Below are 24,743 nucleotides of genomic sequence, written 5' to 3'. Positions count from 1 at the left end.
GCTCCTACTGGATGGTCATGGGCCTGTTCCTGGTTGCCGGTCTCCTGGTCGGGGGCGTAATCTCGGCATACCAGAACGGTTCCAAGGCAGCGACACTGGTCATGATGGTTCTCGCCGGAGTGGCCGTGGTCGGTGCCGTACTTGTCTTGTTAGGAGTAGTGGGTTAGTGAGCAACGCCGAGGCCAGTCAGAATGATTTGACTAGACCGACCCCGGCTCCCGCACAGCGTGGCGGCACCATCGACAGCATCTGGAAGGCACCCGGCTTTCTGGCGACGATGGTCGCCGTCGCCGCCGCTTTCGGCGCCTGGTCGCTGCTGCTGCCAGTGGTGCCGATGGCCGTCATCGACTCCGGCGGCACGGCGGCACTGGCCGGCGCCACCACCGGCGCCTTCATGGCAGCGACGGTGATCACCCAGATCAGCACGCCGTGGCTCCTGCGGGTCGTCGGCTACCGCCCGGTGATGGTCCTGGCCGCCTTCATGCTCGGCGTCCCGGCCCTGGGGCACCTGCTGGGTACCGAGGCCTGGATCGTCCTCCTGTTCAGCGCGCTGCGCGGCATCGGGTTCGGCGCGATCACCGTGGCCGAGTCCGCCCTGATCGCCGAGCTGCTCCCGCTGAAGCTGTTGGGCAAGGGGACCGGCACCCTGGGCGTGTTCATCGGTCTCTCGCAGATGATCGCCCTGCCCATCGGCCTGGCCGTCGCCGACGCCTTCGGCTACGAGCCCGTCTACCTCACGGCTGCGGTCGTCGCGCTGGTCGCCGCCGTCATGTGCCTGCGGATCCCCGCGATCAAGGCCGCACCGGTGTCGGCCTCCTCCGCGGACGCGGGCGAGCATCGCCGGGTGGCCATGTGGAAGCTGGTGTTGGTCCCGGCGCTGTCGCTGATGACGATCTCCATGGGCTACGGTCTGGTCTCCTCCTTCCTGCCGACGGCGATTCGGGAGGCCGACCCCGTCACCGGTGCCGTTATCGGCGGACTGGTCCTCTCGGTGACGGGCGGGGCCGCCATGGTCTTCCGCTATCTCGTCGGTCTGGCCGCCGACCGCTCCGGTGAGCCGGGGCGCCTGATCATTCCGTTCCAGCTGCTGGCGCTGCTGGGCATGGCCCTGATGGCGGCCATCCTGTACTACGGGTGGTCCGTGTGGCTGCTGGTGCCGGCGGCGCTCATGTTCGGCGGCGGCTTCGGCGCGGTCCAGAACGAGGCCCTGCTGACGATGTTCCACCGGCTGCCGCGCTCGAAGGTCTCGGAGGCCTCGGCGGTGTGGAACATCTTCTACGATTCGGGCACCGGCGTCGGCTCGGTCGCGTTCGGTGCCATCGTCGGGGTCGCCGCCTACGCGTCCGGTTTCGGCGCGGCGGCCGCGGTCATCGCGTTCGGCATCGTCGCGAGCCTGCTCGACCGCTGGCTCGGCCTGTATCGCGTCACCGAGTACGACAACCTCTCGACCCGACTGCGCCAGGCCGTCCGGCGCACCGGGCGGCCGGCGGAAAAACGCGCTGACTAGACGATAGTGGTCGACGGGGGAGTGGGCGTTATTCTTGTGCGCATGACCACTTCGGCTAAGTCTGTCGCCCTGCTGGACTACGGTTCCGGCAACCTCCGTTCCGCCCAGCGTGCGCTCGAGCACGTGGGGGCGAACGTCACCGTCACCTCCGATCCGAAGGTTGCCGTCGAGATGGACGGGCTGGTCGTGCCGGGCGTCGGCGCCTACGCAGCCTGCATGAAGGGCCTGCGGGCGGTCGAGGGACCCCGCGTGATCGGCCAGCGCCTCGCCGGCGGCCGTCCGGTGCTGGGCATCTGCGTCGGTATGCAGGTTCTCTTTGAGACCGGCAACGAACACGGCATCGTCACGCAGGGCTGCGGGGAGTGGCCGGGCAGCGTCGAGCGCCTGCAGGCGGACATCCTGCCGCACATGGGCTGGAACACGGTCGAGACGCCTGAGGGGTCGGAGATGTTCGCCGGGTTCGACGAGGCCACCCGCTTCTACTTCGTCCACTCCTACGCGGCGCGGGAATGGAGTCTCGTCACCGACGGCCGGACCCGGCCACCGAAGGTGACCTGGGCGTCGCACGGCGGTGACCGCTTCGTCGCCGCCGTCGAGAACGAACCTCTGTGGGCGACCCAGTTCCACCCCGAGAAGTCCGGCGACGCCGGCGCCCACCTGCTAGAGAACTGGCTGAAGAGCTTCTAGGTTCCCCACGGCCTACCCCGCCTCCTCGCCGCCCCCGCCATCTAGTCGCGGACGTCGGCGGGGCCGGTGTGAACGGGCAGGCCCGCCGCGGCCCACGCCTCGAAACCGCCGACCACGTCGGTGGCGTTGTGCAGCCCCATCTCCTGCAGGGCGGCCGCCGCCAGCGAGGAGGAGTAGCCGTGGCGGCACACCAGCACCCACGGGTGCGACCAGTCGACGGCCTCGGGGATGCGCCAGGCGAAGGTGGGATCCAGCCGCCAGGGCAGGATGGTCAGGTCGATGACGATCGCCCCGGGCAGCTCACCCTGGGCGCGGCGGTGGTCGGGCATGCGGACGTCGACAAGCCTCGCCCTGCCGGCCTCCTGCAGCTCGTACGCCTGTACCGGGGACAGCCGCCTCAGACGGGCGCGGGCCCGCTCCAGGTGGGACATGGATCCCTGCATCAGGCCGGCCCCACCGGCCTGTCCAGCAGCATGCCCGCCACGTGGTAGGCGGCGCCGACGTGCTGCTGCACGTCGTCGATGAGGGAGATCAGCCGGATGCCGCGGGAGACCGGCAGCCCGTCGTACTCGGCGACGGTTTCGTCGAGCTGGGCGGGGGACTGCTCGGCCCAGTAGGTCACGACCTCCCCGAGCACGGTTTCGAGGTACTCGCCGAGCAGCGGCTGGTCTTCGACGACGACCGAGGCGGCCTCGGCCGGCGAGTGGCCCAGGCCGAAACCGTCGCCCAGGTAGGGCAGGCCGAAACGGTCCCGGAATCCGGACCGGGTCCAGGCCTGCTCCCAGCCGGTCAAGTCCGCGAGCTGGACGTCCACCTCGCGACCCGAGTGCCACAACAGCCACGCGATGGAGTTCGGGTGGCCGCCCGGGTGCGCGTTGAGCTGTGCCGGGGTCAGCGTGGGCAGCGCCCGCACCGCCGTGACGGGGCGGGAGGCGAGATCCCGGATGACGTCGGTGGAGTCCATGGCGGCTAGGAACGCTCCGCCACGAAGTCCTGGGCGATCGCCACCGGGGAGGCCTTCTCCTCACCGAGGTTGCGGTCATTGAAGGCCACCAGCTGCTCGGTGGTCAGCTCCGCGTTGACCTCGTTGAGGACGTCGACGGCCTCCTGCGGCAGGGCGTCGACGCGGTAGACCGGAACGATGTTCTCCGGGAGGATGAGACCTTCCGGGTCCGCCAGCGCGACGGTCTCGACGATGTTGCCCTCGGAATCGTAGGAGGGGGAGGTCGAATAGACGCTGGCGACGTCGACGACGCCGTCACGCAGGGCGGTCACCGACAGTGGCCCGCCGCTGTCGGAGATGAAGTTGTACTCGATCTTGTCGGCGCTGACGCCGTAGACGCGCTCGAGCCCCTCGGCGTTGAACGGGCGCTGCTCGATCTCCGGGTTCGCCGCCCAGCGGATGGTGTCCATCTTCTGCAGGTCGCCCAGGGTGGTGAGGCCGTACTCCTCGGCCGTGGCCGGCAACACATGGAAGGAGTCGGAGTTCTGGCCCGGGGCGAGCTCGCCGAGTGCCAGCCCCTCGGGGAGGGCCTCGGCGGTGGCGCCGGCCACGGCCGCGGAGTCCGCGCCTTCGGGGATGTCGGCGTCATAGAAGGCGCCCAGCGAGCCGACGTACTCCGGGAACACGTCCACGGAGCCCTCCTCCAGGGCGCCGGTGTAGACCTCGCGGGAGCCGATGCCGGAGTTCACCTCGACGTCGAAGCCGGCCTCCTTCAGCGCCTCGGCGTAGATGTTGCCGATGATGTCGGACTCCGGGAAGTTGGCGGTGCCGATGACGATGGCCCCGCCGTCGCCGCCCTCCCCGCCGTCGGCTTCGGAACCGGTCGGATCGGAGGTGGAGCAGGCGGCGAGGACGACGGAGGAGGCCAGCGCGGCGGCCAGAACGATCTTCTTCATGGTGGTCACTTTCTTCTCGGCTTGATTGCCCCAAGGATAGGTAATTCCGCTCAGCGACGGCGCGGGCTTCGCCCCCGCACTCCGGCCGGCCGGACCGCGCGCTGGACGACGGCGAGGGCGGCGTCGATGAGCAGGGTCAGGGCGATGATCACCAACGCCCCGGCGACCATGCGGGCGTAGTCCTGCACGGCGAGACCGTCGAGGATGAGCCGGCCCAGCCCGCCGAGACCGATGTAGGAGGCGACCGTCGCGGAGGCCATCACCTGCACCATCCCCGAACGTACGCCGCCGACGATGGTGGCGCCGGCCAGCGGCAGCTCGACCCGGCTCAGGATTTGAAACTCCGTGTGACCCACGGCGCGGGCGGAGTCGACGATGGTGGCGGGTATCGCGGCGATGCCGGAGAAGGAGTTGGCCAGCACCGGGGGTATCGCGAGGATGACCAGCACAATGATCGCGGGAATGAGAGGCAGCCGGATCCCGAAGGAGAGCTGGACGGTGAGGAAGGTCAGCAGACCGAGCGTCGGCATGGCACGCAACGCCCCGGAGAAAGCGAGGATGGCGGAAGAGCCCGTGCGGCGGTGGCCCAGCCACAGCCCGAGCGGCAGGCCGACGGCCATGGCGATGGCCAACGCCAGGAAAGAGTAGAGAAGATGCTCGCCGACGCGCTGGGTGAGCACGGCCGTGTTCGCGGGGTCGAGGAGATGGCGCACGGCCTCGAGAAGGAAGTTCATCGCGTCCTCCGGGCCCGGGTCCAGGGCAGCAGCAGCCAGGCCGCGGCGACGATGAGGGCGTCGAAAAGCAGCGCGAGGATGACCGTGCCGATGATGCCGGCCAGGATTTCGGTGGGGAAGGAGCGCAGGAACCCGTTGGTGAACAGCGAGCCGAGCGATTGCACGCCGATGAGTGCACCGACCGAGACCAGCGAGATCGTGGACGCGGAGACCACCCGGATCCCGCCGACGATCACGGGCGCCGCCAGCGGCAGTTCCACCCCGAGCACGCGGCGCAGGGACGTGTAGCCCAGGGCGGTGGCGGTGTTGCGCTGGGTGGCGTCGACCGCGTCAAAACCGTCGGCGACGGTGCGCACCTGCAGGGCCACGCCGTAAATGGTCAGGGCGACGAGAACGTTGAGCGGGGAGATGATGGAGGTGCCCAGGACCAGCGGCATCAGGATGAACAGCACCAGCGAGGGGATGGCGTACAGGACGGAGGCCAACCCCACCAGCGCGTCGCGGCCCCAGGCGTAACGGTGGGCCACCCACCCGATGGGCAGCGCGATCAGGGTCGAAGCCAGGACGGCGGGCCAGGAGAGGTTGGCGTGGGTGAGGGCGAGCCGGCCGATCTGATCCACGTTGGCGAGCAGCCACTCAACGTTCACGGGCCGCTCCTGCCGTGCCGATGACGTGGCCGTGGGCGTCGCGGACAATGCCGGTGCCGGGATCCACGCTGAGCGAGCGGGCGTCGTCGCCGACGAAGCGGCGCACGTGCTCGCTGGTCGGGTTCATCAGCAGTTCCTCGGCGGAGCCGACCTGCTCGATGTGGGCGTCGCCGGAAAGCAGGACGATTTCGTCGGCGAGGCGGAAGGCCTCGTTCATGTCGTGGGTGACCAGGACGATGGTCTTGTGCAGCTCCTCCTGCAGCTGGAGGAGGTTCTCCTGGAGGTCGCGGCGGATGAGGGGATCGACGGCGCCGAAGGGCTCGTCCATGAGCAGGATGTTCGGATCGTGGGCCAGCGCACGGGCGACGCCGACGCGCTGGGCCTGGCCGCCGGAGAGTTCGCCGGGGTAGCGGCGGCGCAGGTCCGGGGAGAGGCCGACCATCTCCATGAGCTCGCCGAGCCCCCGGGCGCCGGTGCGTTGACGGCGCAGCCGCGGCACCGTCAGGATGTTCTGCTCGACCGTGCGGTGCGGCAGCAGGCCCGAACCCTGGATGACGTAGCCGATGGAGCGACGCAGCTCGACGGGGTTGCGGGTCGCGACGTCGGCGCCGTCGACGAGCACCGTTCCCGAGGTGGGGGCGACCATGCGGTTGATCATCCGCAACAGGGTCGTCTTACCGCAGCCCGAGGTGCCGACCAGGGCGGTCAGGCGCCGGGACGGGAAGGCGTGGGAGAACCGGTCGACCGCGGGGCCGTCGGTTCCGGGGTAGCGCACGGTGGCGTCGCGGAACTCGATCATCGGAGTCCTCCTCCGTCAGGGGCGGGTCGGCTGCGAGAAACTAGGGGTGGAACGCAGGTCGCGCCCAGGTTAATGAAGAATGGTCGGCGGCGACAACGGGGGGTGGGCGCGCGTGGGCCGGGAACCTCCCCAAAGGTCCGGCGCTTTGCCTGGGCGCGGGTAGGTGCACGCTAGGATGTGTGCCATGACTTTCACTCTCCTGCCTGCCGTAGATGTCGTCGATGGCCAGGCTGTCCGCCTTGATCAGGGCGAAGCCGGTACGGAAAAGAATTACGGCGCCCCGCTCGACGCCGCCCTCGATTGGCAGGCCCAGGGCGCGACCTGGCTCCACTTCGTCGACCTCGACGCCGCCTTCGGCCGCGGCTCCAACCACGAGCTCATGGCGGAGATCACCGGCAGGCTCGACATCAACGTGGAGTTGACCGGCGGCATCCGCGACGACGAGTCCCTTGAGCGTGCCCTGGCGACCGGCGCCAAGCGCGTCAACATCGGCACCGCCGCGCTGCAGAAGCCGGAGTGGATAGCCGAGGTGCTGGGCAAGTACGGCGACCAGGTCGCCGTCGACATCGCCGTGCGCTTCGAGGACGGGGAGTGGCGCACCAAGGGCAACGGCTGGACCTCGGACGGTGGTGACCTGTGGGAGGTGCTCGAGCGCCTCGATTCCGCCGGCTGCCAGCGCTTCGTCGTCACCGACGTGTCCAAGGACGGCACCCTGGCCGGCCCTAACATAGACCTGCTGCGCGAGGTCTCGGCCGCCACCGACGCTATGGTCACCGCCTCCGGCGGCATCTCCTCCATCGAGGACGTGCTGGCCATCGCCGAATACGCCGACGAGGACATCGATTCCGTCATCATCGGCAAGGCGCTCTACGAGAAGCGCTTCACGCTTGTCGACGCGCTCGCGGCGGTCGCCGACCGCTGACCGCGGCCGAGTGGACCTCGCAGACAGAGAACGGAGCTTGCCCGTGCGCAACCTGGATGACATGCTGGCCCACGCGGTCCGCGTGGTCGAAGAGGCCGAGGCGATGTTCATCGCCGGCCTCGGTTCGGATCCCGCCTCCCTGAAGTTCCCCGGCGACTTCGCCACCGAGATCGACGTGGAGATCGAGTCCACGGTGCGCCGCATGCTCACCCAGGCGACGGACATCCCGGTCTTCGGGGAGGAGGCCGGCGGCGTCTACCAGCCGGAGGCCACCTGGATCGTCGATCCCATCGACGGCACCTCCAACTACGCAGCCGGCAACCCGCTGTCCGCGATTCTCGTCAGCCTCGTGCTCGACGACGAACCCGTCGTCGCCGTCACCTCCATCCCGATGCTCTCGCGCCGCCTCACCGCGGTGAAGGGCAGGGGGGTCACCGTCAACGGACGGCGGGCCGACCCGATCCGCAACCGCAGCCCGCTGGTGGCTCAGGTCGGCTATTCCTCCGTCGGCGCGCAGTACAGCTCCCGCTTCCCGACGTCCATGCGGCTGGAGGTGCTGGCCCGCCTCTCCGAATCGGCCCTGCGCCCGCGTATCACCGGTTCCGTCGGCGTGGACCTGGCCCTGACCGCCCAGGGCACCTTTGACGGAGCCGTGAGTTTTTCCCCCTACATGTGGGACAACTCCGCGGGCGTCCTGCTCGTGCGGGAGGCCGGCGGCGTGGTCACCGACATCGCGGGTGATCCCTGGGTGCCCAAATCCACCGGCGTCGTGGCCGGTACGGAAGCGGCGCACCGGGAGATCATGAGTACGATGAACAAGATCCTGGCCAAGAAAGACCAGGGCCGGAACTAAAGGAGTAGTCATGTCGGTAGCGATCCGTGTCATTCCCTGCCTGGATGTCGACAATGGCCGTGTGGTCAAGGGCGTCAACTTTGAAAACCTCCGCGACGCCGGCGACCCGGTGGAACTCGCGCAACGCTACGGCGCCGAGGGCGCCGACGAGCTGACCTTCCTCGACGTGACCGCCTCCAAGCACGGCCGCGGCACCATGCTCGACGTCGTCCGCCGCACCGCCGAGCAGATCTTCATCCCGCTGACCGTCGGCGGCGGCGTGCGCAGCGTCGAGGACGTCAACGAGCTGCTGCGCGCCGGCGCCGACAAGGTCTCCGTCAACACCGCCGCCATCAGCCGCCCGGAGCTGCTGCGCGAGCTCTCGCAGCAGTTCGGCGCCCAGTGCATCGTCCTCTCCGTCGACGCCCGCCGCGTCCCGGAGGGGGGCGAGCCACAGCCCTCCGGCTTCGAGGTGACCACCCACGGCGGCACCCGTTCGGCGGGCATTGACGCCGTTGAATGGGCGCGCCGCGGCGAGGAGCTCGGCGTCGGCGAGATCCTGCTCAACTCCATGGACGGGGACGGCACCAAGGACGGCTTCGACATTGAGCTGATCGAGAAGGTTCGCGCCGCCGTCACTGTCCCGATCATCGCCTCCGGCGGGGCAGGCAAGGCCGAGCACTTCCCGCCGGCCGTCGCCGCCGGCGCCGACGCAGTCCTGGCCGCCACCATCTTCCACTTCGGCGAGGTCACCGTCGGCGAAGTCAAGGACGCCCTGGATGAGGCAGGTTACGAGGTCCGCCGATGAGCGACATCCGGTCCTACGAACTCGACGAGTCCATCGCCGGGCGCCTGAAGCTTAACGACGCCGGGCTCATCCCCGCCATCGTCCAGGCCGAGGGAACCGGCGAAGTCCTCATGATGGCGTGGATGGACACCCATGCGCTGGCCCACTCCCTGGCCACCCGCAAGGGCACCTACTACTCCCGCTCCCGCGACCAGTACTGGATCAAGGGCGAAACCTCCGGCCACACCCAGGAAGTCACCGGCGTCAGGCTCGACTGCGACGGCGACACCATCCTCATGACCGTGAACCAGACGGGCGCCGCCTGCCACCTCGGCACCCGCACCTGCTTCGATTCGGACACCCTTCTGTGAGTACCCCCGCTTCCGAGAACTCCTCCGCTCCCGTCGCCGCCGCTCCCGTGAGCGACCGGAAGATGTCCTTCATCGCCGGTCTGCTCCTGATGCTCGGCGCGCTCCTGCTCTGGTTCGCCTCCCGCATGACGTGGCTGACCGTGGAGGCCTTCGACGACAAGGCCGGCGCCTCGACCATCGATTTGAGTGGCGCCGCCTGGTCCACCGAGGCCACCGCGATCGCGCTGCTGCTTCTGGTCGCGTCCGTCGCGGCCTTCGCCCTGCGCAAGGTGGGCCGTCGTGTTGTCGGGGCCATTTCGGCCCTGGCCGCGGTCGGCGCGTCATGGACGCCGCTGATGCTGCTGAGCAACGGCGCCGACCCGCAGCGTGCCCATCAACTGCTCACCTCCGGGGCCGCCAGTCAGCAGGCCAGCAACCCGGTCTCCATTTCCTCCTGGGCGGAGATCACCAACATCACCGTCTCCACGGCAGGACCACTGGTGGCGATGCTCGGAAGCGCCATCGCCCTCGTCGGCGGTGTCCTGCTGGCGATGAAGCCGGGCAGTGACGGAGCCAAGCTAAACAAGTACGAGCGGAAGGCGCAGCGCGAGGAAAAGCTGGCGGAAGACCTGCGCGCGACCCCGGACTCGGGTCGCGTCCTGTGGGACGCCCTCGACGCCGACATCGACCCGACCGACCTGGACCCGGGCCGAAACTAGTCAGCGGCGGTTGTCCGGCTGCTCAAACACCCAGGAGCCGATGACTCCCGGAACCACCGCCGGTCGATCCCCGAGCAGGTCACGGAGGTTGCCCTCCCGCTCGACCTGGCTGGTCACCGCCTTGGCGCCGGTGGTTTCGGAGGCTCGTCCGGCGCGACCGCCGGCGCCGCCCATCGGGCCGCCCATCATGATTCCCGGGCGACCGCTGAGGCCAGGCCCCGCACCCGCGCCCGGCGCCGAGCGCGCACCGTGGTGCGCGGAGTTCTGGCCGGCGGAATCTGGTGCCGCGACCTTTGTCGCCCCCGCGGTGGGCATGCCGCCGCGAAGACCGGAACCGGAACCGCCAGCATGGGAACCCGGTACGCCGGAACCGGTGCCGCGGCTCGAGGACCCGATGACCCCGGGACGGGCGGGGCGATCGTGGGATCCGCCCGCGGATCGCCCGGCACCCGGTCCCACCACCCCTGAGGCAAGAGGTACGGAACCGGAGTGAGGGCTCATGGCGGGGCCGGCAGTTGAGGCGCCTCCCCCGGGGGAAGCCGCGGCAGCCCCGCCGAAGACACCGGGGGCAAGACCGCCGGACTGGGCCATGCCTGGGGTGGCGGTGCCCGCGGGAACGGAACCATTCAGTGGGCTCACCGGGTTCAGCGGACCCGTCGACGCCGCGCCGGTGGCTAGTTGGCCCGGGTCAATGTCGCTTCCTGAATAGGGGTGCAGGACGTCGATGAGCTCAGCGGCCTGCTCCGCCGTGCTGAACTCGCCGGGATGCTGCGCAACGTGGGAAATGAGTTCCTGGCGCGCGGAGTTGGGCCACTGAACGTTGTCGATGACGTTAGCTACCGTCGACGCCACACTCACCGCATTACGCCCGGCTTCGACGATGGACCCCGGGGACGGAGCATTCGCGGAGGTTAGCGTGACCGGGATTGGCTGCGCGGGAGCGAGCGCCGTGTTGGCGAAGGGGACGTAGGCCGTCCGGAGTGCCAGATCCATCTGGGCGGCGTGAGCGGGGGAGAGCGTGCCCGATGCCGCGACAATGTCGATCGCCTGGCGAACGTAGTTGTGCATGGCGATCTTGGCGTTCCACAGCGCATCGACGTGTCCCCGCATCGCGGAGGCATTCGAGGTGAACGTGGCGGATGTGTTTCCTGTGCTGCGAATACTGTCGACTGCTTCATCGATGGCGACACCGTAACCAGCGGCCTGAACTGTGTTCGCCACCTTGAAGATATCGGCGGTCGCCTCACTCAGCCCGGAAATAATCTTGCCCCAGGTATGGTTCGCATCGGCCGCCTGACCGATGGAAGTCGCCACCATCTGAGCTTCCAGCCCCATGAGGCTCGGCGGCACTGGAATCAGGGGCAACTGTTTGTACAAGGGTGATGACTCGACTCCGCTGAATCCTTCGGCGAGGAAGGGGGAGTCGACCGCTCCGGTGCCACCTTCGTCTACGGTGTCGAAGCCTTGCGCGTAAGTGATGTCAGTCGTGGATGCACCGTCGGAGAGGGCCTGGAGATTGGAGGCGGTTCCTGAGAGGGTTTTCCCTAGTAATCGAAGGATAATATTTGCTGAAGCTGGGGTTCCGTGTAAGGCCAAGCCATTAGAAAGACCAGTGGAGTTCAGTCCGGCTGCTGTCGAGAAACTACCATTCAATGAAGAGGCTTCAGCCTCGCGCATACGCAGTTTTACACTATTGCTGATTAGGGATACAGACCGTCGAGCAGAATCAATTGAAGAAATATCCAGCGAAAACATGGTTTTCAAACCCCCCGGAGTTGTGTGTAGAGGCTGTCTAGGCCTCGAAGAGCAATTTCGCAGAACTCTGCTTGGGTACTGATGGGAGAAAAGGAGGAGAATCCTACCCCGACTCGTCCCGCATCAGTAGATACTGACGCCCAGCATTCGCTTCCAAACCCATCCGAACTAAACACATGGGTAAACGCGCCAGGTGTGGTGGATTCTGGCACGGAGTCTAATATGTAGCCAGATTGCAGAAAGCGACTTACTGGGACAGCATCGGTCATAATTTCAAACTCCCCGTATTCAAAGGTTTCGTCCGAAGGCTGAAGGACGCAGGTGATGCCGTATGGTCCGTGAGAGGTTTCAAGCCCCTCGACCCGCTTCATCCCCGCCTTGTGCAGTACTTCGTCAGGAAGGTGATCGCACATGTTGATCAGGTCGACGGGACCTTCCGGGTCGAAGTCCCCGAGGGTCACGAATTCCCCGTCGAAGTAGAACCCTGGCGGCACCTCGGCGGGTGCGGTCGTGTTTGGCGCCGCTGTGGGAACTGCCTGTTCCGCGACCGTCGGAGCGCAGGCCGTAGTAGTCGCTGCTAGCAGAATCGAGCCGAGCACCGTGTGGAGAGGTCTCATTTCTTGTTCACCCCCGAGAACATCTATTAACGAGACGTCCCTCACTCTCGCACAGCCCCGGCCGTCCCGCTTGCCGTAGGAGGGTTTTGCCCACTGAAGTGAGCAGAGGCTCGGCCCGAAGTGAGGGGGTACCGGTGACCTCGAAGGATTTCTTCGGGTGTGACGGCCGGTACTAACGTATGGCTTACATCTCAACGCACCGACGGGAGGGGTGACGTGGGTAAGGCACTGGCAGTGAACGAGATTGTCGCAGGCATCCTCGAGGATGTTGCCGCGCGTGAAGCTCGCATCCCGTTCCGGGAGATCAAGGCGATGTCCCGAGACACCGCTCCCACCCGCAACGCCATCGAGGCGCTGATGCGGCCCGGGTGTTCCGTGATCGTGGAAATCAAGCGGCGCCTGCCGCATTCGGGCACCGAATTCGCGATCGACTCGATTGCGGATGCGGCGGCGGGGTTTCAGGAGGTCGGGGCGCACCTCATCGCGTGTCAGACTGAGCACCGCAGGTTCCTGGGGTCGCTCGAGGACATGTGCCAGGCCCGGGAGGCGGTGGAGGTTCCCATGATGATGCGCGACATCATCGTGGACCCGTATCAGGTCCATGAGGCCCGCGTCTACGGCTCCGACGTCGTACCTCTGCAGGTGGAGCTGTTGGAACAGGCGCGTTTCGAGGCGCTGGTGGATAGGACCGAGTCGCTGGGAATGACGGCGGTGGCCGAGGTTCGTACTCCGGAGGAGGCCGATCGGGCGCTGAGGGCCGGGGTGAGAGTCGTCGGGGTCAACGCGTGGTCGATCACGTCCGATGAGCTGAACCGGGAGAACTTCGCGGCCATCGTCCCGGGCTTGCCTGCCGAAATCATCCGGATCGCGGTCGGCGGTGTCCGGGTGCCGAAGGATCTGCTCGGTTACGCGGGGCACGGCGCGGATGCGGTGTTGATCGGTGAGTCGATCCTCTCCGCGGAGAATCCGAGACAGGCGGCGCAGCGGTTGGTGGCCACCGGCCAGCACCCGGCCTGTCCCTCGCGATAACCACGGGGCTTTGGCACACTGATGGGGTGAATACGATGATTCTGGCGAATATCCCGTCCCCACCGCAGGGCGTGTGGCACCTTGGCCCCATCCCGCTTCGCGCTTATGCCCTGTGCATCATCGCCGGCATGCTGGTGGCGATCTGGCTGACCATGCGCCGTTACACGTCCCGTGGGGGAGACCCCGACATGGTCTGGGACGCGGCCATCGTCGCCATCCCGGCCGGAATCATCGGCGGGCGCCTGTACCACGTCATCACGGACGCGGACAAGTACTTCTGTGAGGGGTGCAATCCCTGGGCGGCGTTCAACATCACCGCTGGTGGTCTGGGCATCTGGGGTGCCATCGCTTTGGGGGCGCTGGCCGTGTGGGGCCTGTTCCGGTGGAAGGGTGTTCCGCTCGGCCCGTTCGCGGACGCCGTTGCGCCGGGCGTGATTCTGGCGCAGGCGATCGGCCGTCTGGGTAACTGGTTCAACCAGGAGATCTACGGCAGAGAGACCGACGTCCCGTGGGCGCTGGAAATCTATTACCGCGTGGATGAGAACGGCCAGTTTTCGCCGCTCAATGGCACCTCCACGGGTGAGGTCATCGCGACGGTGCACCCGACTTTTCTCTACGAGCTGATCTGGAACCTCCTCGTCTTCGTCTTCCTGCTGTGGGCGGAGCGCCGGTTCCGCCTCGGTCACGGCCGGGTGTTCGTGCTGTATGTCGCGGGTTACACCCTGGGCCGTTTCTGGGTCGAGTTGATGCGGGCGGATGATGCGACGATGATCCTTGGCCAGCGCGTCAACACCTGGGTCTCCGTCATCGTCTTCATCGTCTCCGTCATCGTCTTTTTCAGCCTTCGGAAGGGGCGCGAGACGCCAGAAGAGGTGGATCCGCGGCCGCGCGACGAGTCCGGGGAGGTGCTGCCCCGCGAGAAGTGGGACAACGCCCGGGCGACCGGTGAAGAAGGGGAGTTGCCCCGCGGAGCGGAAACAAGCGGAAGTTCCGGAGTCCGGAAAGGACCCGACCGGAAGGGTGAGGGCTAAAAACATGGACGGCGAACGACGCCGAAACCGCGTAGATTGGGGCCAGCTCCCCAATAAACAAGCAAGATAATACCTTTACGTAGTAAGGTGGTCCACGTGAACAGAAGAACGAAGATCGTTTGTACGCTCGGCCCCGCTGTCGCCAGCCAGGAAGGCATCCGCGAGCTCGTTGAGGCGGGCATGAACGTCGCCCGCATGAATTTCTCGCATGGCGACCACGCCGATCACGAGCAGAACTATAAGTGGGTCCGTGAAGCCACCGACGAGACCGGCCAGGCCGTCGGCATTCTCGCTGACCTGCAGGGCCCGAAGATTCGCCTCGGTCGATTCACGGAGGGCTCGGCCTACTGGGCCACCGGTGAGATCGTCCGCATCACCACTGAGGACGTCGAGGGCACCCACGACCGCGTGTCGACCACTTACAAGGGCCTCGCGGAGGACGCGAAGCCCGGCGACCGTCTCCTCGTCGACGACGGCAAGGTCGGCCTCAAGTGCATCGAGGTCGACGGCAACGACGTCGTGTGTGAGGTCACCGAGGGTGGCCCAGTCTCGAACAACAAGGGCGTCTCCCTGCCGGGAATGAACATTTCCGCCCCGGCCCTGTCCGACAAGGACAAGGAGGATCTGCGGTACGCGCTGAAGCTCGGCGTCGACATCGTTGCGCTGTCCTTCGTGCGTTCCCCCTCCGACATTGACCTGGTGCACGAGATCATGGACGAGGTTGGCCGTCGCGTGCCGGTCATCGCCAAGATCGAGAAGCCGGAGGCCGTCGACGCCCTCGAGTCGGTCATCCTCGCCTTTGACGGCATCATGGTCGCCCGTGGTGACCTCGGCGTCGAGATCCCGCTGGAGCAGGTCCCGCTGGTGCAGAAGCGCGCCATCCAGATCGCCCGCGAGAACGCGAAGCCGGCCATCGTCGCCACCCAGATGCTCGACTCGATGATCGAGAACTCCACCCCGACCCGGGCGGAGACCTCCGACGTCGCCAACGCCGTGCTCGATGGCGCCGACGCGGTCATGCTGTCCGGCGAGGTCTCCGTGGGCAAGTACCCCCACGAGACCGTCCGCACCATGTCGCGCATCGTCAAGGTCGCCGAGACCGGCGGCACCGTCCCGGAGCTCAACCACATCCCGCGCACCCGCCGCGGCGTCATCGCCTACTCCGCGCGTGACATCGCGGAGCGTCTCAATGCCCGCGCGCTGGTCTCATTCACCACCTCCGGCGACACCGCCAAGCGCGTGTCCCGTCTGCACTCCAAGCTGCCGCTGCTGGTGTTCACCCCGAACCCGGCCGTGCGCTCCCAGCTGGCCCTGACCTGGGGCACCGAGACCTTCCTGTGCAACAAGGTCCACTCGACCGACGACATGATGCAGGAGGTCGACCGCCAGCTCCTGGCCCAGGACGACTACAACGAGGGCGACATGGTCGTCGTCGTCGCCGGCACCCCGCCAGGAATCTCCGGCAACACCAACATGATCCATGTTCACCGCCTGGGTGAGCCGCTGCGCGCCCCCATGCCGGAAGGCGAGGAGTAGGATCGCTCCCGCAGCCTGACGCCCCTTCCTTCCCCGATCTGGTCGGGGAAGGAAGGGGCGTTTCGCCTGCCGGGGTCAGGGGCGCAGCACCGCTGAGGGATCGGTGACCTGCAGGGCGCGCGTCGAGAAGCGGAAGAGGGCCGCGGGCCGGCCCCCGCCGGTGCCGGAGGGGGCGGTCGTGCCGGTGGGCTCCAGCTGGCGGCGACGTTCCAGGATGCGGCGCAGGTTGGTGGCGTTGACCCGGTAACCGAGGACGGTGGCGTAGGTGTCGCGCAGCTGAGAGATGGTGAATTCCTCGTCGACGAGAGCGAAGCCGATGTTGGTGTAGGACAGCTTCGCGCGCAGGCGCTCCGCTGCGACGGAGACCAGCTCCGCATGGTCGAAGGCCATGGCCTCGCCGGTGACGTCGGCCACCGGAAGCCAGACGGCGCCGGGGTCGAGCTCGGGCAGGCCGGCGACCAGGCCGAGGTAGGCGGTGGCGATGGTGCGGTCGGCGGGATCGCGGTCGGGGGCGCCCCTGGTCTCGAGCTGCTCCAGGTGGTTGAGGTGGCGCAGCCCGGTGCGGTCGGCGAGGTGACGGCGCAGGGAATCGTCGAGCAGCTCTTCGGTCTCCAGTGCGCCGGAGGGCAGCCCCCACCTGCCCCGGAAAGGGGCCCGGGTGCGGCGGGTGACCAGGACGGACAGCCCGTCGGAGGGGTCGACCCGGAGTACGACGGCGATGATCTCGTGGCGGTACTTGGCGGTGCCGTGGGAGTCTCGCAGGGGGCCGGTTTTTTGAGACATGACTGACATGCTAGCCTGAGCCGAAGTTTACGACTCATAGTCGAAAACTCCTGCCGGCCGTACCTAGGAGCAACTGCCATGACCACTCGAACCGTCCCCACCGGCCTCGACGCCGATTGGGCACAGCAGGTCCGCGAACTTGCGCGCGAGCGCAACGCCGTCATCCTGGCGCACAATTATCAGCTTCCGGAAATCCAGGACATCGCCGATTACGTAGGGGACTCCCTGGGGTTGTCGCGCATCGCCGCGGAGACCGACGCCGATGAAGTCATCTTCTGCGGCGTGCACTTCATGGCCGAGACCGCGAAGATTCTCTCCCCGGACAGGCGGGTCTTCATTCCGGACGCGAACGCGGGCTGCTCCCTGGCCGACACCATCGACGCCGACCAGCTGCGCGCGTGGAAGGCGGAGCACCCCGACGCCGTCGTCGTCAGCTACGTCAACACCACCGCCGAGGTCAAGGCCCTGACGGACGTGTGCTGCACCTCCTCGAACGCGGTGGACGTCGTCAACTCCATCGACCCGGACCAGGAAATCCTCTTCCTGCCGGATCAATTCCTCGGTGCGCACGTGCGCCGGCGCACCGGCCGCGAGAACATCCACGTCTGGGCGGGCGAGTGTCACGTCCACGCGGATATTTCGCCGACCAACCTCGTCGACACCGTCACGGCCAACCCGGGCGCCGAGCTCTATGTCCACCCCGAATGCGGCTGCACCACCAGCGCGCTGTGGATGGCCGAGTCCGGCGAGCTGCCGCAGGAGAACACCCACATCCTCTCCACCGGCGGGATGCTCGAGGCCGCCAGGAAGTCCACGAGCGAGAAGGTGCTGGTCGCCACCGAGATCGGCATGCTGCACCAGCTGCGCAAAGCGAACCCGGCCACCGAGTTCATGCCGGTCAACCCGAAGGCCGCCTGCCCGTACATGCAGATGATCACCGCCGAGAAGCTGCTGGCCTGCCTCCGGAACCAGACCGACGAGATCTTCGTCGACGAGAAGATCGCCGCGGCCGCCCGCGGCGCCGTCGAGCGCATGGTCGCCATCGGCAACCCCGGCGGCGGTGAGTAGGACGCGTACCGAACTGGTCACGCCCCCGGCGCGCTTCACCGAGCGCACCGGGGTGCTCATCGTCGGCTCCGGCGCCGCGGGTCTGTCCACCGCACTGGCGCTTGCCGACGCAGCCCCCGCCCGTCAGGTCACCGTCCTGTCCCGCACCGATCCCTCCGACGGCGCGACGGACTGGGCCCAGGGTGGCCTGGCCGCGGTGACCGATCCCCGGGACTGCCTGGAGTCGCACGCCGCCGACACCCTGACGGCCGGCGGCGGCCACGGCGACCCACACCGGATTTGGACGCTGGTCGAGGAGTCCCCGGCGGCGATCGCGCGTCTGGTGGCCTACGGGGCCGACTTCGACGGGGATCTCCACCTGGAGGGCGGGCATTCCCACCGCCGCATCGTGCACGCCGCCGACCACTCCGGCCACACCGTGCAGCAGGCGCTGCTGGGCGCCGCGGCCCGCGCCGGCGTCGAGGTGCACAGCGGGACCCGGGCGGTCGACCTGCTCACCGACGCCGATGGAGCCGTCTGCGGTGCCCGGGTCCTGCGTCAGGGCCGCATCGGTGTCATCCTCGCCGACGAGGTGGTCCTCGCCGCAGGGGGCATCGGGGCGATGTGGTCGCTGACCTCCAACCCCCCGGTCGCCACCGCCGACGGACTGGCCATGGCCCTGCGTGCCGGCGCCGAGGTCCGGGACGTGGAGTTCGTCCAGTTTCACCCGACGGTGCTGGCCGTGCCCCGTACCGGCGGCAAGGACGTCCTCGTCTCCGAGGCGGTGCGCGGGGAGGGGGCCGTGCTCATCGGCGATGACGGGGCACGTCTCCTGGCCGGCCGGCACCCGCTGGCCGATCTGGCGCCCCGCGACGTCGTGGCCGCCGAAATCTCCGCCCACCTGCGCCGCACCGGCGCCGAGCACGCCTACCTCGACGCCCGCGGGGTGGCCGGTTTCGGGGAACGCTTCCCGACCATCAACGCCATGCTCCTCGAACGCGGCATCGACGCCGCCCTTGAGCCCATCCCGGTGCGCCCCGGCGCGCATTACCACTGCGGCGGCGTGGCCGCCGACCTCGACGGGCGCACCTCGGTACCCGGCCTGAGCGCCGTCGGGGAAGTGGCCGGCACCGGGGTCCAGGGCGCCAATCGGCTGGCGTCGAACTCGCTGACCGAGGCCCTGGTTGCGGGCCACCGCTGCGGTCTGCGACTGGCCGGGCAGCGGACCGTCCGGGGCGAGGCGCTCGCGCGCACTCCGGCCAGTCTGGTCGGCGGAGGGGCGATCATTCGTGCGACGATGGACAGGCACGTCGGGGTGGTCCGCACCGCCGCCGGCCTCGCCGAGGCCGTCGCCGCCCTGGACGCGCTGCCTGCCGCCACGGAGTTCACCGGGGACTCGCTGGACGCGACCAACATGGCCGTCGCCGGACGGGCGATCGCCCTGGCCGCCCGCGCCCGCGACAACTCCTTGGGCTGTCACCGCCGCACCGACGACGCCCGCCCGGACCTGCCCATCTACAACCACATTGGAGTCTGACATGACTGACAGCACCGCCGCCCTGCGCGAGGCCGGCCTGGACTATGAGGACGTGTACCGCCACGTCGCCGCCACCCTTGACGAGGATCTCGCCTGGGGCCCGGACGCGACGACCATCGCGACCATCGGCGGCGAGGCCACCGGCACCGCCGAGATCGTTTCCCGTCAGCTCGGATGCCTCGCCGGCGTACCCGTCGCGGCCCTTGCGCTGGAGATCATGGGTGAACGCGACGGGGTGGAGCTGGAGACGGAGGTCCTGCTGGGTGATGGCAGCGTCGTCAAGCCGGGTGACGTGGTGCTGCGGGTGACGGGTCCGGTGCGTACTTTGCTCACCGCCGAGCGCACCGCGCTCAACTACGTCTCCCAGCTGTCCGGGGTCGCCACCGCGACGCATGACTGGATGGTCGCGCTTCAGGGCACGGATGCCGTCGTGCGGGACACCCGCAAGACCGTGCCGGGCCTGCGGGTGCTGCAGAAATACGCCGTGCGCTGCGGCGGCGGGCAGAACCACCGCATGGGGCTGGGCGACGCCGCCCTGATCAAGGACAACCACATCGCAGCCACCGGTTCGCTGACCGCGGCCTTCACCGCCATCCGGGAGACCTTCCCGGACCTGCCGGTCGAGGTCGAGTGCGACACCCTGGAGCAGGTCAAGGAGGCGGTGAGCGTCGGCGCGGAGCTGGTCCTGCTCGACAACATGGACCCGGCCACCGCCGCCGAGGCAGTGAAGATCGCCCGCCCGGCGGGAGTGCGCACCGAGGCCAGCGGCGGCATCGTCCTGGCCAACGCCGCCGCCTACGGCGCCACGGGCGTCGACTTCATCGCTGTGGGAGCGCTGACGCACTCGACGACGGTACTCGACCTAGGTTTCGACCTGGTCTAGGTGTTCCAGCGTCGGGTGATCGTTGCGCGGGCGGCTCCGGCCAGGAGTGAGATCGTTGTTCCGAGGAAAACCGCCCACGGGATGTCTGGCCGAGAAACTACTCCCAGCAGGAGTAAAACCACGCCCACCAAGGCGAGAACCACGAGCGTCGAGACAAACCCCTGGAGAAAACGCGAGAAGAAGCCCATCGGTTGCACAGTAACGTGGATCAGGGGAGCATGCCGACGCCAACCTAGGCCGTCACACATGACGCCTCGAATGCCGCCGGCAAGAGTCGGATTCAGCTCTCCTGGGGTGTGCCTGTGGTGGCTGGCAGGGGCGATCGATCTTTCCGTCGAATAAGTTGTGGGGCAATTCGGGATTACCCACCCCGCAGGACTCCGCCACCACGCATGGCTGCAGAGGGGTAGCGGCGCAGCGCATCGCAGACCTGGAACTGCCGGGCACTCCCCGACAGACCACGACGCCGGCCCCCGGTGAACGCGGGGCCGGCGTCATCTCTTGACCGGGTGGCTACTTCTTGCCGCCGGTGCTCTTTTTCGCGGTCGTCTTCTTGGCCGTGGTCTTCTTGGCCGCGCTCTTCTTAGCCGCGGCCTTCTCGGTGGGGGCCGTCTCTGATGTGCTCTTCTTGGCCGTCGTTTTCTTGGCCGTGCTCTTTTTCGCGGTCGTCTTCTTGGCCGTGGTCTTCTTGGCCGTGCTCTGCTTCGCTGGAGCCACCTTCTTCACCGCGGCAACGACCCTCTCCCTGAGCGGGGCGGCTGTCGCGCTGATCGGGGCGGGCTCGAGCTTCCAGGTCTCGGTCGCGTAATCGTTGATCGTGCGGTCGGAGGAGAAGCGGCCGGACTCGCAGATGTTGACCCAGCACATCCTCGCCCAGTTCATCGGGTCCTCGAAGTAGTCGCGGGCCATGCGGTCACGGGTCTCGCGGTAGTCGGCGAAGTCACCGAGGACGTAGTAGACGTCGTTGGCGTGGACACCGTAACCGTGGAGAATCGAGTTCTTCAGGTCATGGAACATGCCGGTGCCGTGGTCATCGAGGGTGCCGTCGTCGAAGGCGTCGAGGACGCGCTTGAGTCCCGGCACCGATTCGTAGACCTGGTGCGGGGAGTACTCCGCGAAGGCCTCGTCCAGACCCTCGACGCGCACGCCGAAGATGTAGGCGTTGTCCTCACCGACGGCGTCGACGATCTCGACGTTGGCGCCGTCCATGGTGCCCAGCGTCAGTGCGCCGTTCATCATGAACTTCATGTTGCCGGTGCCGGAGGCCTCCTTGCCGGCGAGCGAGATCTGCTCGGAGACGTCGGTGGCGGGGATGATCTTCTCGGCCGGGGAGACGTTGTAGTTCTCGATGAACACCACGCGGATGATGTCCCGGGTGTCCGGATCGTTGTTGACCAGGTCACCGATGGTGTTGATGAGCTTGATGACGGCCTTGGCACGGACATAGCCCGGCGCGGCCTTCGCACCGAAGACGAAAGTGCGCTTCGGCACGTCCCGCTCGCCGTCCTTGATTCGGAAGTAGAGATCCAGGATGTACAGCGCGTTGAGCAGCTGGCGCTTGTACTCGTGCAGACGCTTGATCTGGGTGTCGAAGATGGAGTCCGGGTCGACCTCGACTCCCTGGCGCTCCCGGATCCACTCGGCGAACTTCACCTTGTTCGCCCGCTTGATGTCGATGAGCTCGCGCAGAACCTTCTCGTCGTTTTCGTAGGGGCGCAGCTCCTTGAGCCCGTCGAGATCGGTCACCCAGCCATCGGACCCGACCAGGCGGGTGAGCAGGTCGGACAGGCCCGGGTTGATCATGCGCAGCCAGCGACGCGGGGTCACACCATTGGTCTTGTTGTTGAACTTCTCCGGCCAGAGCGCGGACCAGTCCCTGAGCGTGTCGCGCTTGATGATCTCGGAATGGATGGCGGCCACCCCGTTGATGGAAAAGGAGGCGTAGCAGGCGATCCAGGCCATGTGGACGGACCCGTTGGCGACCGGGGCCATCCGGTTGATGACCTGCTGCTCGAGGCCACGCCCGGCCATGTCCAGTCGGAAGCGGCGGTCGATCTCGGCAATGATCTCCCAGATGCGCCAGAACATCGACTGGAAGATGGAGATCTCCCAGGTCTCGAGTGCCTCGGTGAGGACGGTGTGGTTGGTGTAGGCGAAGGTTTCGGTGACGATCTCCCACGCCTGCTCCCAGCCCATGCCGTGCTCGTCCATGAGCAGGCGCATCAGCTCCGGGATGGCGAGCACCGGGTGGGTGTCGTTGAGCTGGATGGAGTTGTACTTGGCGAAGTCGCTGAGATCCTCGCCGTGGTGGGTCACGTAGTTGTTGACCATCTGCTGCAGGGAGGCGGAGGTGAAGAAGTACTGCTGGCGCACCCGCAGCTTCTTGCCCTCGTAGGAGGTGTCGTTGGGATAGAGGACACGGCAGATGTCGTTGACGCGCTCCCGCTCGATGATGGCCTCGGTGAAGCGCTGGGAGTTGAAGGCGTCGTAGTCGAACTCCTCCAGCGGCTCGGCCTTCCACAGGCGTAGGGTGCCGACGTTGTCGGTGCCGTAGCCGGTGATGGGCATGTCATAGGGGATGGCCTGGACGATCATGTCGTCGAAGTTGACGCGCAGCCGCTGACGGTTGCGGCGGATGGTGAAGGGGTTGCCGTCCTCGCGCCAGGGATCCGGGTGCTCGACCTGGAAGCCGTTCTGGAACTCCTGACGGAACAGGCCGTAGCGGTAGAGCAGGCCGTAGCCGGTGACCGGGAGGTTCTGGGTGACGGCGGAATCCAGGAAGCAGGCGGCGAGACGGCCGAGGCCGCCGTTGCCCAGGGCGGCGTCGTTCTCGGCCTCGAGGACGTCGACGAGGTTGTGACCCAGATCGGCGGCCGCCGCGGAAGCCTCCTCCACCCTGCCCAGGTTGGTGAGGTTGTTCAGCAGGGCCCGGCCCATGAGAAACTCGGCCGAGAAATAGTGCTGCTGGCGGGCGGCGGCGTAGGTGTGGCGGGTCTTGTGCCAGTTCTCGGCGATCTCGTCGATGACGGAGCGCGACAGTCCGAACCAGAACTTGCGGTTGGTGGCGCTTTCGGAGACCGTCCCGGCGGCCGCGCGAACGTGCCCGTCGACCTTCTGAGAGTAGTTAAGTGCCATGGATAACCTTCCTGAGCCGATCAAGTGATAGCAGTCATAGAACAGGCGACTGCCGAGGGCGGACAGCCACCCTCGGCGTCGTCAAGCACATGCCCGCACCAGCATAGTCAGGAACGTCCCCGCAGGCAGCGCGAATAATTACCGGTCTTTGAGCAGCGGGTTGTAGCGCAGCATGTTCCGTTCGGTGGTGCACTCCATGGCGATGCGGATGCCGGCGGAGACCTGGCCCGCGTCACGCAGCTGATAGAGCGCGGAGACGACGCGGTCGCGGACGTCGGTCGGGGAGAGCGTGTTGATGTAGATCTTCGTGACGCCCTCGAACCCGGCGAGGTTGGACACCCGCCACTTGAGGTTGACGCGCCAGGGCATGGGCATGTCCAGGTCGATCGGCTGGTAGTGCCATTCCTCGTTGGCCGGTACCTCCGGGCCGGTGGCGGCGTGGGCGGCGTGCATGAGGTCGCTCATCGAGCGCAGCTCCTCGATCGACAGCAGCCACGGGTAGGGCTGCGCGGACTTCGAGTAGATACCGATGGTCGGGTAGCGGTGACCCACCCCGGCAAGCATCACCGCGTGCTCGTTCTCGGCGATGATCAGGTTGTGGTAGCCGGAGTAGTCGACCGCCCACTCGTTGTACATGTTCGGGTTGCGACGCAGCCGCTCGATCTCCAGTTCCGACTGGACCCCGCGTTCGTCGATGGCGACCAGCTGCTTGTGCAGGTGTTCGAAGGAAGCGCCCGCGGGTGCCAGCCAGTTCTGGAAGGCCACGACATAGGGCGCGTAGCGGTTGCGTTCGTAAAGGTCACGGATGGAATCGACCGTCAGACGGGTCATCGCGTAGTGCTCGTCGGGGCTGAGCAGGCCCGAGGAGAGGATCTGGTTGTCGTGGGTGGCCTGGTCGAGGTAGTGGCGTCGCCCGATGATGATGTCATGCCCACCGGCGAAGTAGGCCGTGGCCAGTTTGGCCTTCTCTGACTCACTGACCTCCTCGGGTTCCTGCCCCGAGGCGCGCAGGCGGGTCTCGACGATGGAGTCGACGTGCGCCCGTCCGGTCTCGTCGGCGAGGTAGCGGCGCTTGCGCTCCCGGGTCTCGTCGTCGACCATGTAGCCGTAGTTCTCCTCCCAGTAGCGGAAGGGGACGATCTCGAAGAGATTGGGGACGCGGCGGAAGGCGTAGGAGTTCTGGGTCGACTCCTGCTCACGCGGCAGCAGTCCGTAGTCGATGCGCCAGCCGTCCGGCTGGCTCGGGTCCGGAACGATGCGGGACTTCTCCGGCGGGGTGTCCAGCGGGCGGCCGGAGCAGAACGCGCAGGTCTGCGTGTGCGCGTGCTCACCCAAGGGCACGGGGTTGAGCGCCGGCCTGAACAACGGACGGTTGCCGCGACCGGGAACGGTCCATACCTCGGTCCCGGAAAAGGGGCTCACCTGCTTGAGCGTGCCGTCGGACATGGTGGTCAGGGGCGGAATGAGCCCCGATCCGAAAAGTGCCATACGCCCCAGGGTAGGCGAC

The 24,743-nt window shown here is 67.4% G+C and carries 22 protein-coding genes and 1 pseudogene; 13 read left to right on the top strand and 10 right to left on the bottom strand.

From position 1 onward, the window contains the following. Positions 1–277 precede the first annotated feature (277 nt). Together CGUA_RS08485 and hisH are read left to right on the top strand one after the other, a co-directional pair. A complete protein-coding gene (locus CGUA_RS08485; protein WP_310169421.1) occupies positions 278–1,507 on the top strand; it encodes an MFS transporter in 1,230 nt (409 codons plus the stop codon). A gap of 42 nt (positions 1,508–1,549) precedes the next feature. After that, a complete protein-coding gene (gene hisH, locus CGUA_RS08480) occupies positions 1,550–2,194 on the top strand; it encodes an imidazole glycerol phosphate synthase subunit HisH (RefSeq protein ID WP_290194685.1) in 645 nt (214 codons plus the stop codon). 41 nt (positions 2,195–2,235) lie between these two features. On the opposite strand, the gene CGUA_RS08475 is transcribed toward hisH, so the two are convergent. From CGUA_RS08475 to CGUA_RS08450, 6 genes are read right to left on the bottom strand one after another with little or no spacing between them, the layout of a single operon-like run. Beyond that, positions 2,236–2,625: a rhodanese-like domain-containing protein gene (locus CGUA_RS08475; protein ID WP_290194683.1), complete on the bottom strand. Its 390-nt coding sequence runs from the start codon at positions 2,623–2,625 to the stop codon at positions 2,236–2,238. An 11-nt stretch (positions 2,626–2,636) separates the two neighbouring features. After that, a complete protein-coding gene (locus CGUA_RS08470) occupies positions 2,637–3,158 on the bottom strand; it encodes a DinB family protein (protein WP_290194681.1) in 522 nt (173 codons plus the stop codon). A gap of 5 nt (positions 3,159–3,163) precedes the next feature. Further along, on the bottom strand, positions 3,164–4,093 hold the full coding sequence (locus CGUA_RS08465; protein WP_290194678.1) for an ABC transporter substrate-binding protein: 930 nt from the start codon (positions 4,091–4,093) through the stop codon (positions 3,164–3,166). A 50-nt stretch (positions 4,094–4,143) separates the two neighbouring features. Then, the gene (locus CGUA_RS08460) at positions 4,144–4,827 is read right to left on the bottom strand and encodes an ABC transporter permease (protein WP_290194676.1); all 684 of its coding nucleotides are present in this window, start codon (positions 4,825–4,827) and stop codon (positions 4,144–4,146) included. After that, on the bottom strand, positions 4,824–5,474 hold the full coding sequence (locus CGUA_RS08455; protein ID WP_290194674.1) for an ABC transporter permease: 651 nt from the start codon (positions 5,472–5,474) through the stop codon (positions 4,824–4,826). The genes CGUA_RS08460 and CGUA_RS08455 overlap by 4 nt, the downstream gene beginning before the upstream one ends. Continuing rightward, positions 5,464–6,273 carry an ABC transporter ATP-binding protein gene (locus CGUA_RS08450; protein WP_290194672.1) on the bottom strand — a complete coding sequence of 270 codons (810 nt, stop codon included), beginning with the start codon at positions 6,271–6,273 and terminating at the stop codon, positions 5,464–5,466. The genes CGUA_RS08455 and CGUA_RS08450 overlap by 11 nt, the downstream gene beginning before the upstream one ends. Positions 6,274–6,457: 184 nt before the next feature. On the opposite strand from CGUA_RS08450, the gene priA reads away from it, so the two are divergent. The 5 genes from priA to CGUA_RS08425 all read left to right on the top strand — a co-directional run bounded on the left by priA (position 6,458) and on the right by CGUA_RS08425 (position 9,883). Further along, positions 6,458–7,195, top strand: coding sequence for a bifunctional 1-(5-phosphoribosyl)-5-((5-phosphoribosylamino)methylideneamino)imidazole-4-carboxamide isomerase/phosphoribosylanthranilate isomerase PriA (gene priA, locus CGUA_RS08445; RefSeq protein ID WP_290194670.1), 738 nt, complete (start codon positions 6,458–6,460; stop codon positions 7,193–7,195). A gap of 61 nt (positions 7,196–7,256) precedes the next feature. After that, the gene (locus CGUA_RS08440) at positions 7,257–8,048 is read left to right on the top strand and encodes an inositol monophosphatase family protein (RefSeq protein ID WP_290198356.1); all 792 of its coding nucleotides are present in this window, start codon (positions 7,257–7,259) and stop codon (positions 8,046–8,048) included. A 10-nt stretch (positions 8,049–8,058) separates the two neighbouring features. Then, positions 8,059–8,835, top strand: coding sequence for an imidazole glycerol phosphate synthase subunit HisF (gene hisF / locus CGUA_RS08435; protein ID WP_290194668.1), 777 nt, complete (start codon positions 8,059–8,061; stop codon positions 8,833–8,835). Further along, the gene (gene hisI / locus CGUA_RS08430) at positions 8,832–9,185 is read left to right on the top strand and encodes a phosphoribosyl-AMP cyclohydrolase (protein WP_290194666.1); all 354 of its coding nucleotides are present in this window, start codon (positions 8,832–8,834) and stop codon (positions 9,183–9,185) included. The genes hisF and hisI overlap by 4 nt, the downstream gene beginning before the upstream one ends. A gap of 62 nt (positions 9,186–9,247) precedes the next feature. Further along, complete coding sequence (locus CGUA_RS08425; RefSeq protein WP_290198355.1) at positions 9,248–9,883, top strand: TIGR02234 family membrane protein; 636 nt, start codon at positions 9,248–9,250, stop codon at positions 9,881–9,883. Here the strand turns inward: CGUA_RS08425 and CGUA_RS08420 are convergent, their stop codons facing one another. Beyond that, a complete protein-coding gene (locus CGUA_RS08420) occupies positions 9,884–10,993 on the bottom strand; it encodes a hypothetical protein (protein ID WP_290194664.1) in 1,110 nt (369 codons plus the stop codon). Positions 10,994–12,471: 1,478 nt separating this feature from the next. Between CGUA_RS08420 and CGUA_RS08415 the strand changes: the two genes are divergently transcribed. From CGUA_RS08415 to pyk, 3 genes are all read left to right on the top strand, one after another. Next, positions 12,472–13,284, top strand: a complete 813-nt coding sequence (locus tag CGUA_RS08415; RefSeq protein WP_290194661.1) for an indole-3-glycerol phosphate synthase TrpC — start codon at positions 12,472–12,474, stop codon at positions 13,282–13,284. A 26-nt stretch (positions 13,285–13,310) separates the two neighbouring features. Next, positions 13,311–14,315 (top strand): prolipoprotein diacylglyceryl transferase, encoded by a 1,005-nt coding sequence (lgt, locus tag CGUA_RS08410; RefSeq protein ID WP_374725037.1) that lies wholly within the window; start codon positions 13,311–13,313, stop codon positions 14,313–14,315. Positions 14,316–14,411: 96 nt separating this feature from the next. Next, a complete protein-coding gene (gene pyk / locus CGUA_RS08405) occupies positions 14,412–15,851 on the top strand; it encodes a pyruvate kinase (protein ID WP_290194657.1) in 1,440 nt (479 codons plus the stop codon). 75 nt (positions 15,852–15,926) lie between these two features. On the opposite strand, the gene CGUA_RS08400 is transcribed toward pyk, so the two are convergent. After that, positions 15,927–16,634 carry an NUDIX hydrolase gene (locus CGUA_RS08400; RefSeq protein WP_290194654.1) on the bottom strand — a complete coding sequence of 236 codons (708 nt, stop codon included), beginning with the start codon at positions 16,632–16,634 and terminating at the stop codon, positions 15,927–15,929. 78 nt (positions 16,635–16,712) lie between these two features. On the opposite strand from CGUA_RS08400, the gene nadA reads away from it, so the two are divergent. Genes nadA through nadC form a run of 3 tightly spaced genes read left to right on the top strand, consistent with a single transcriptional unit; the run spans position 16,713 to position 20,101 of the window. After that, on the top strand, positions 16,713–17,702 hold the full coding sequence (gene nadA, locus CGUA_RS08395; RefSeq protein ID WP_290194652.1) for a quinolinate synthase NadA: 990 nt from the start codon (positions 16,713–16,715) through the stop codon (positions 17,700–17,702). Then, complete coding sequence (locus tag CGUA_RS08390) at positions 17,695–19,218, top strand: L-aspartate oxidase (RefSeq protein WP_290194650.1); 1,524 nt, start codon at positions 17,695–17,697, stop codon at positions 19,216–19,218. The genes nadA and CGUA_RS08390 overlap by 8 nt, the downstream gene beginning before the upstream one ends. A gap of 1 nt (position 19,219) precedes the next feature. Continuing rightward, complete coding sequence (gene nadC, locus CGUA_RS08385; protein WP_290194648.1) at positions 19,220–20,101, top strand: carboxylating nicotinate-nucleotide diphosphorylase; 882 nt, start codon at positions 19,220–19,222, stop codon at positions 20,099–20,101. Positions 20,102–20,872: 771 nt separating this feature from the next. Here nadC and CGUA_RS08380 read toward each other — a convergent pair. After that, positions 20,873–23,236, bottom strand: a pseudogene (locus tag CGUA_RS08380) (glycogen/starch/alpha-glucan phosphorylase); the annotation flags it as partial. A gap of 138 nt (positions 23,237–23,374) precedes the next feature. After that, positions 23,375–24,724: a DUF4921 family protein gene (locus tag CGUA_RS08375; RefSeq protein WP_290194646.1), complete on the bottom strand. Its 1,350-nt coding sequence runs from the start codon at positions 24,722–24,724 to the stop codon at positions 23,375–23,377. Between the last annotated feature and the right edge of the window lie 19 nt (positions 24,725–24,743).

Source organism: Corynebacterium guangdongense (genome assembly GCF_030408915.1).
GTDB classification, from domain to species: domain Bacteria; phylum Actinomycetota; class Actinomycetes; order Mycobacteriales; family Mycobacteriaceae; genus Corynebacterium; species Corynebacterium guangdongense.
The sequence above is the reverse complement of the archived record's forward strand: the minus strand, read 5'-3'. Positions and strand labels throughout refer to the sequence as shown.

Coding starts and splice junctions, on each gene's coding strand:
- CGUA_RS08485 (WP_310169421.1), top strand. CDS start 278: ATGGTCGCCGTCGCCGCCGCTTTCGGCGCCTGGTCGCTGCTGCTGCCA.
- hisH (WP_290194685.1), top strand. CDS start 1,550: ATGACCACTTCGGCTAAGTCTGTCGCCCTGCTGGACTACGGTTCCGGC.
- CGUA_RS08475 (WP_290194683.1), bottom strand. CDS start 2,625: ATGTCCCACCTGGAGCGGGCCCGCGCCCGTCTGAGGCGGCTGTCCCCG.
- CGUA_RS08470 (WP_290194681.1), bottom strand. CDS start 3,158: ATGGACTCCACCGACGTCATCCGGGATCTCGCCTCCCGCCCCGTCACG.
- CGUA_RS08465 (WP_290194678.1), bottom strand. CDS start 4,093: ATGAAGAAGATCGTTCTGGCCGCCGCGCTGGCCTCCTCCGTCGTCCTC.
- CGUA_RS08460 (WP_290194676.1), bottom strand. CDS start 4,827: ATGAACTTCCTTCTCGAGGCCGTGCGCCATCTCCTCGACCCCGCGAAC.
- CGUA_RS08450 (WP_290194672.1), bottom strand. CDS start 6,273: ATGATCGAGTTCCGCGACGCCACCGTGCGCTACCCCGGAACCGACGGC.
- priA (WP_290194670.1), top strand. CDS start 6,458: ATGACTTTCACTCTCCTGCCTGCCGTAGATGTCGTCGATGGCCAGGCT.
- CGUA_RS08440 (WP_290198356.1), top strand. CDS start 7,257: ATGCTGGCCCACGCGGTCCGCGTGGTCGAAGAGGCCGAGGCGATGTTC.
- hisF (WP_290194668.1), top strand. CDS start 8,059: ATGTCGGTAGCGATCCGTGTCATTCCCTGCCTGGATGTCGACAATGGC.
- hisI (WP_290194666.1), top strand. CDS start 8,832: ATGAGCGACATCCGGTCCTACGAACTCGACGAGTCCATCGCCGGGCGC.
- CGUA_RS08425 (WP_290198355.1), top strand. CDS start 9,248: ATGTCCTTCATCGCCGGTCTGCTCCTGATGCTCGGCGCGCTCCTGCTC.
- CGUA_RS08420 (WP_290194664.1), bottom strand. CDS start 10,993: ATGCGGGGACACGTCGATGCGCTGTGGAACGCCAAGATCGCCATGCAC.
- CGUA_RS08400 (WP_290194654.1), bottom strand. CDS start 16,634: ATGTCTCAAAAAACCGGCCCCCTGCGAGACTCCCACGGCACCGCCAAG.
- nadA (WP_290194652.1), top strand. CDS start 16,713: ATGACCACTCGAACCGTCCCCACCGGCCTCGACGCCGATTGGGCACAG.
- nadC (WP_290194648.1), top strand. CDS start 19,220: ATGACTGACAGCACCGCCGCCCTGCGCGAGGCCGGCCTGGACTATGAG.
- CGUA_RS08375 (WP_290194646.1), bottom strand. CDS start 24,724: ATGGCACTTTTCGGATCGGGGCTCATTCCGCCCCTGACCACCATGTCC.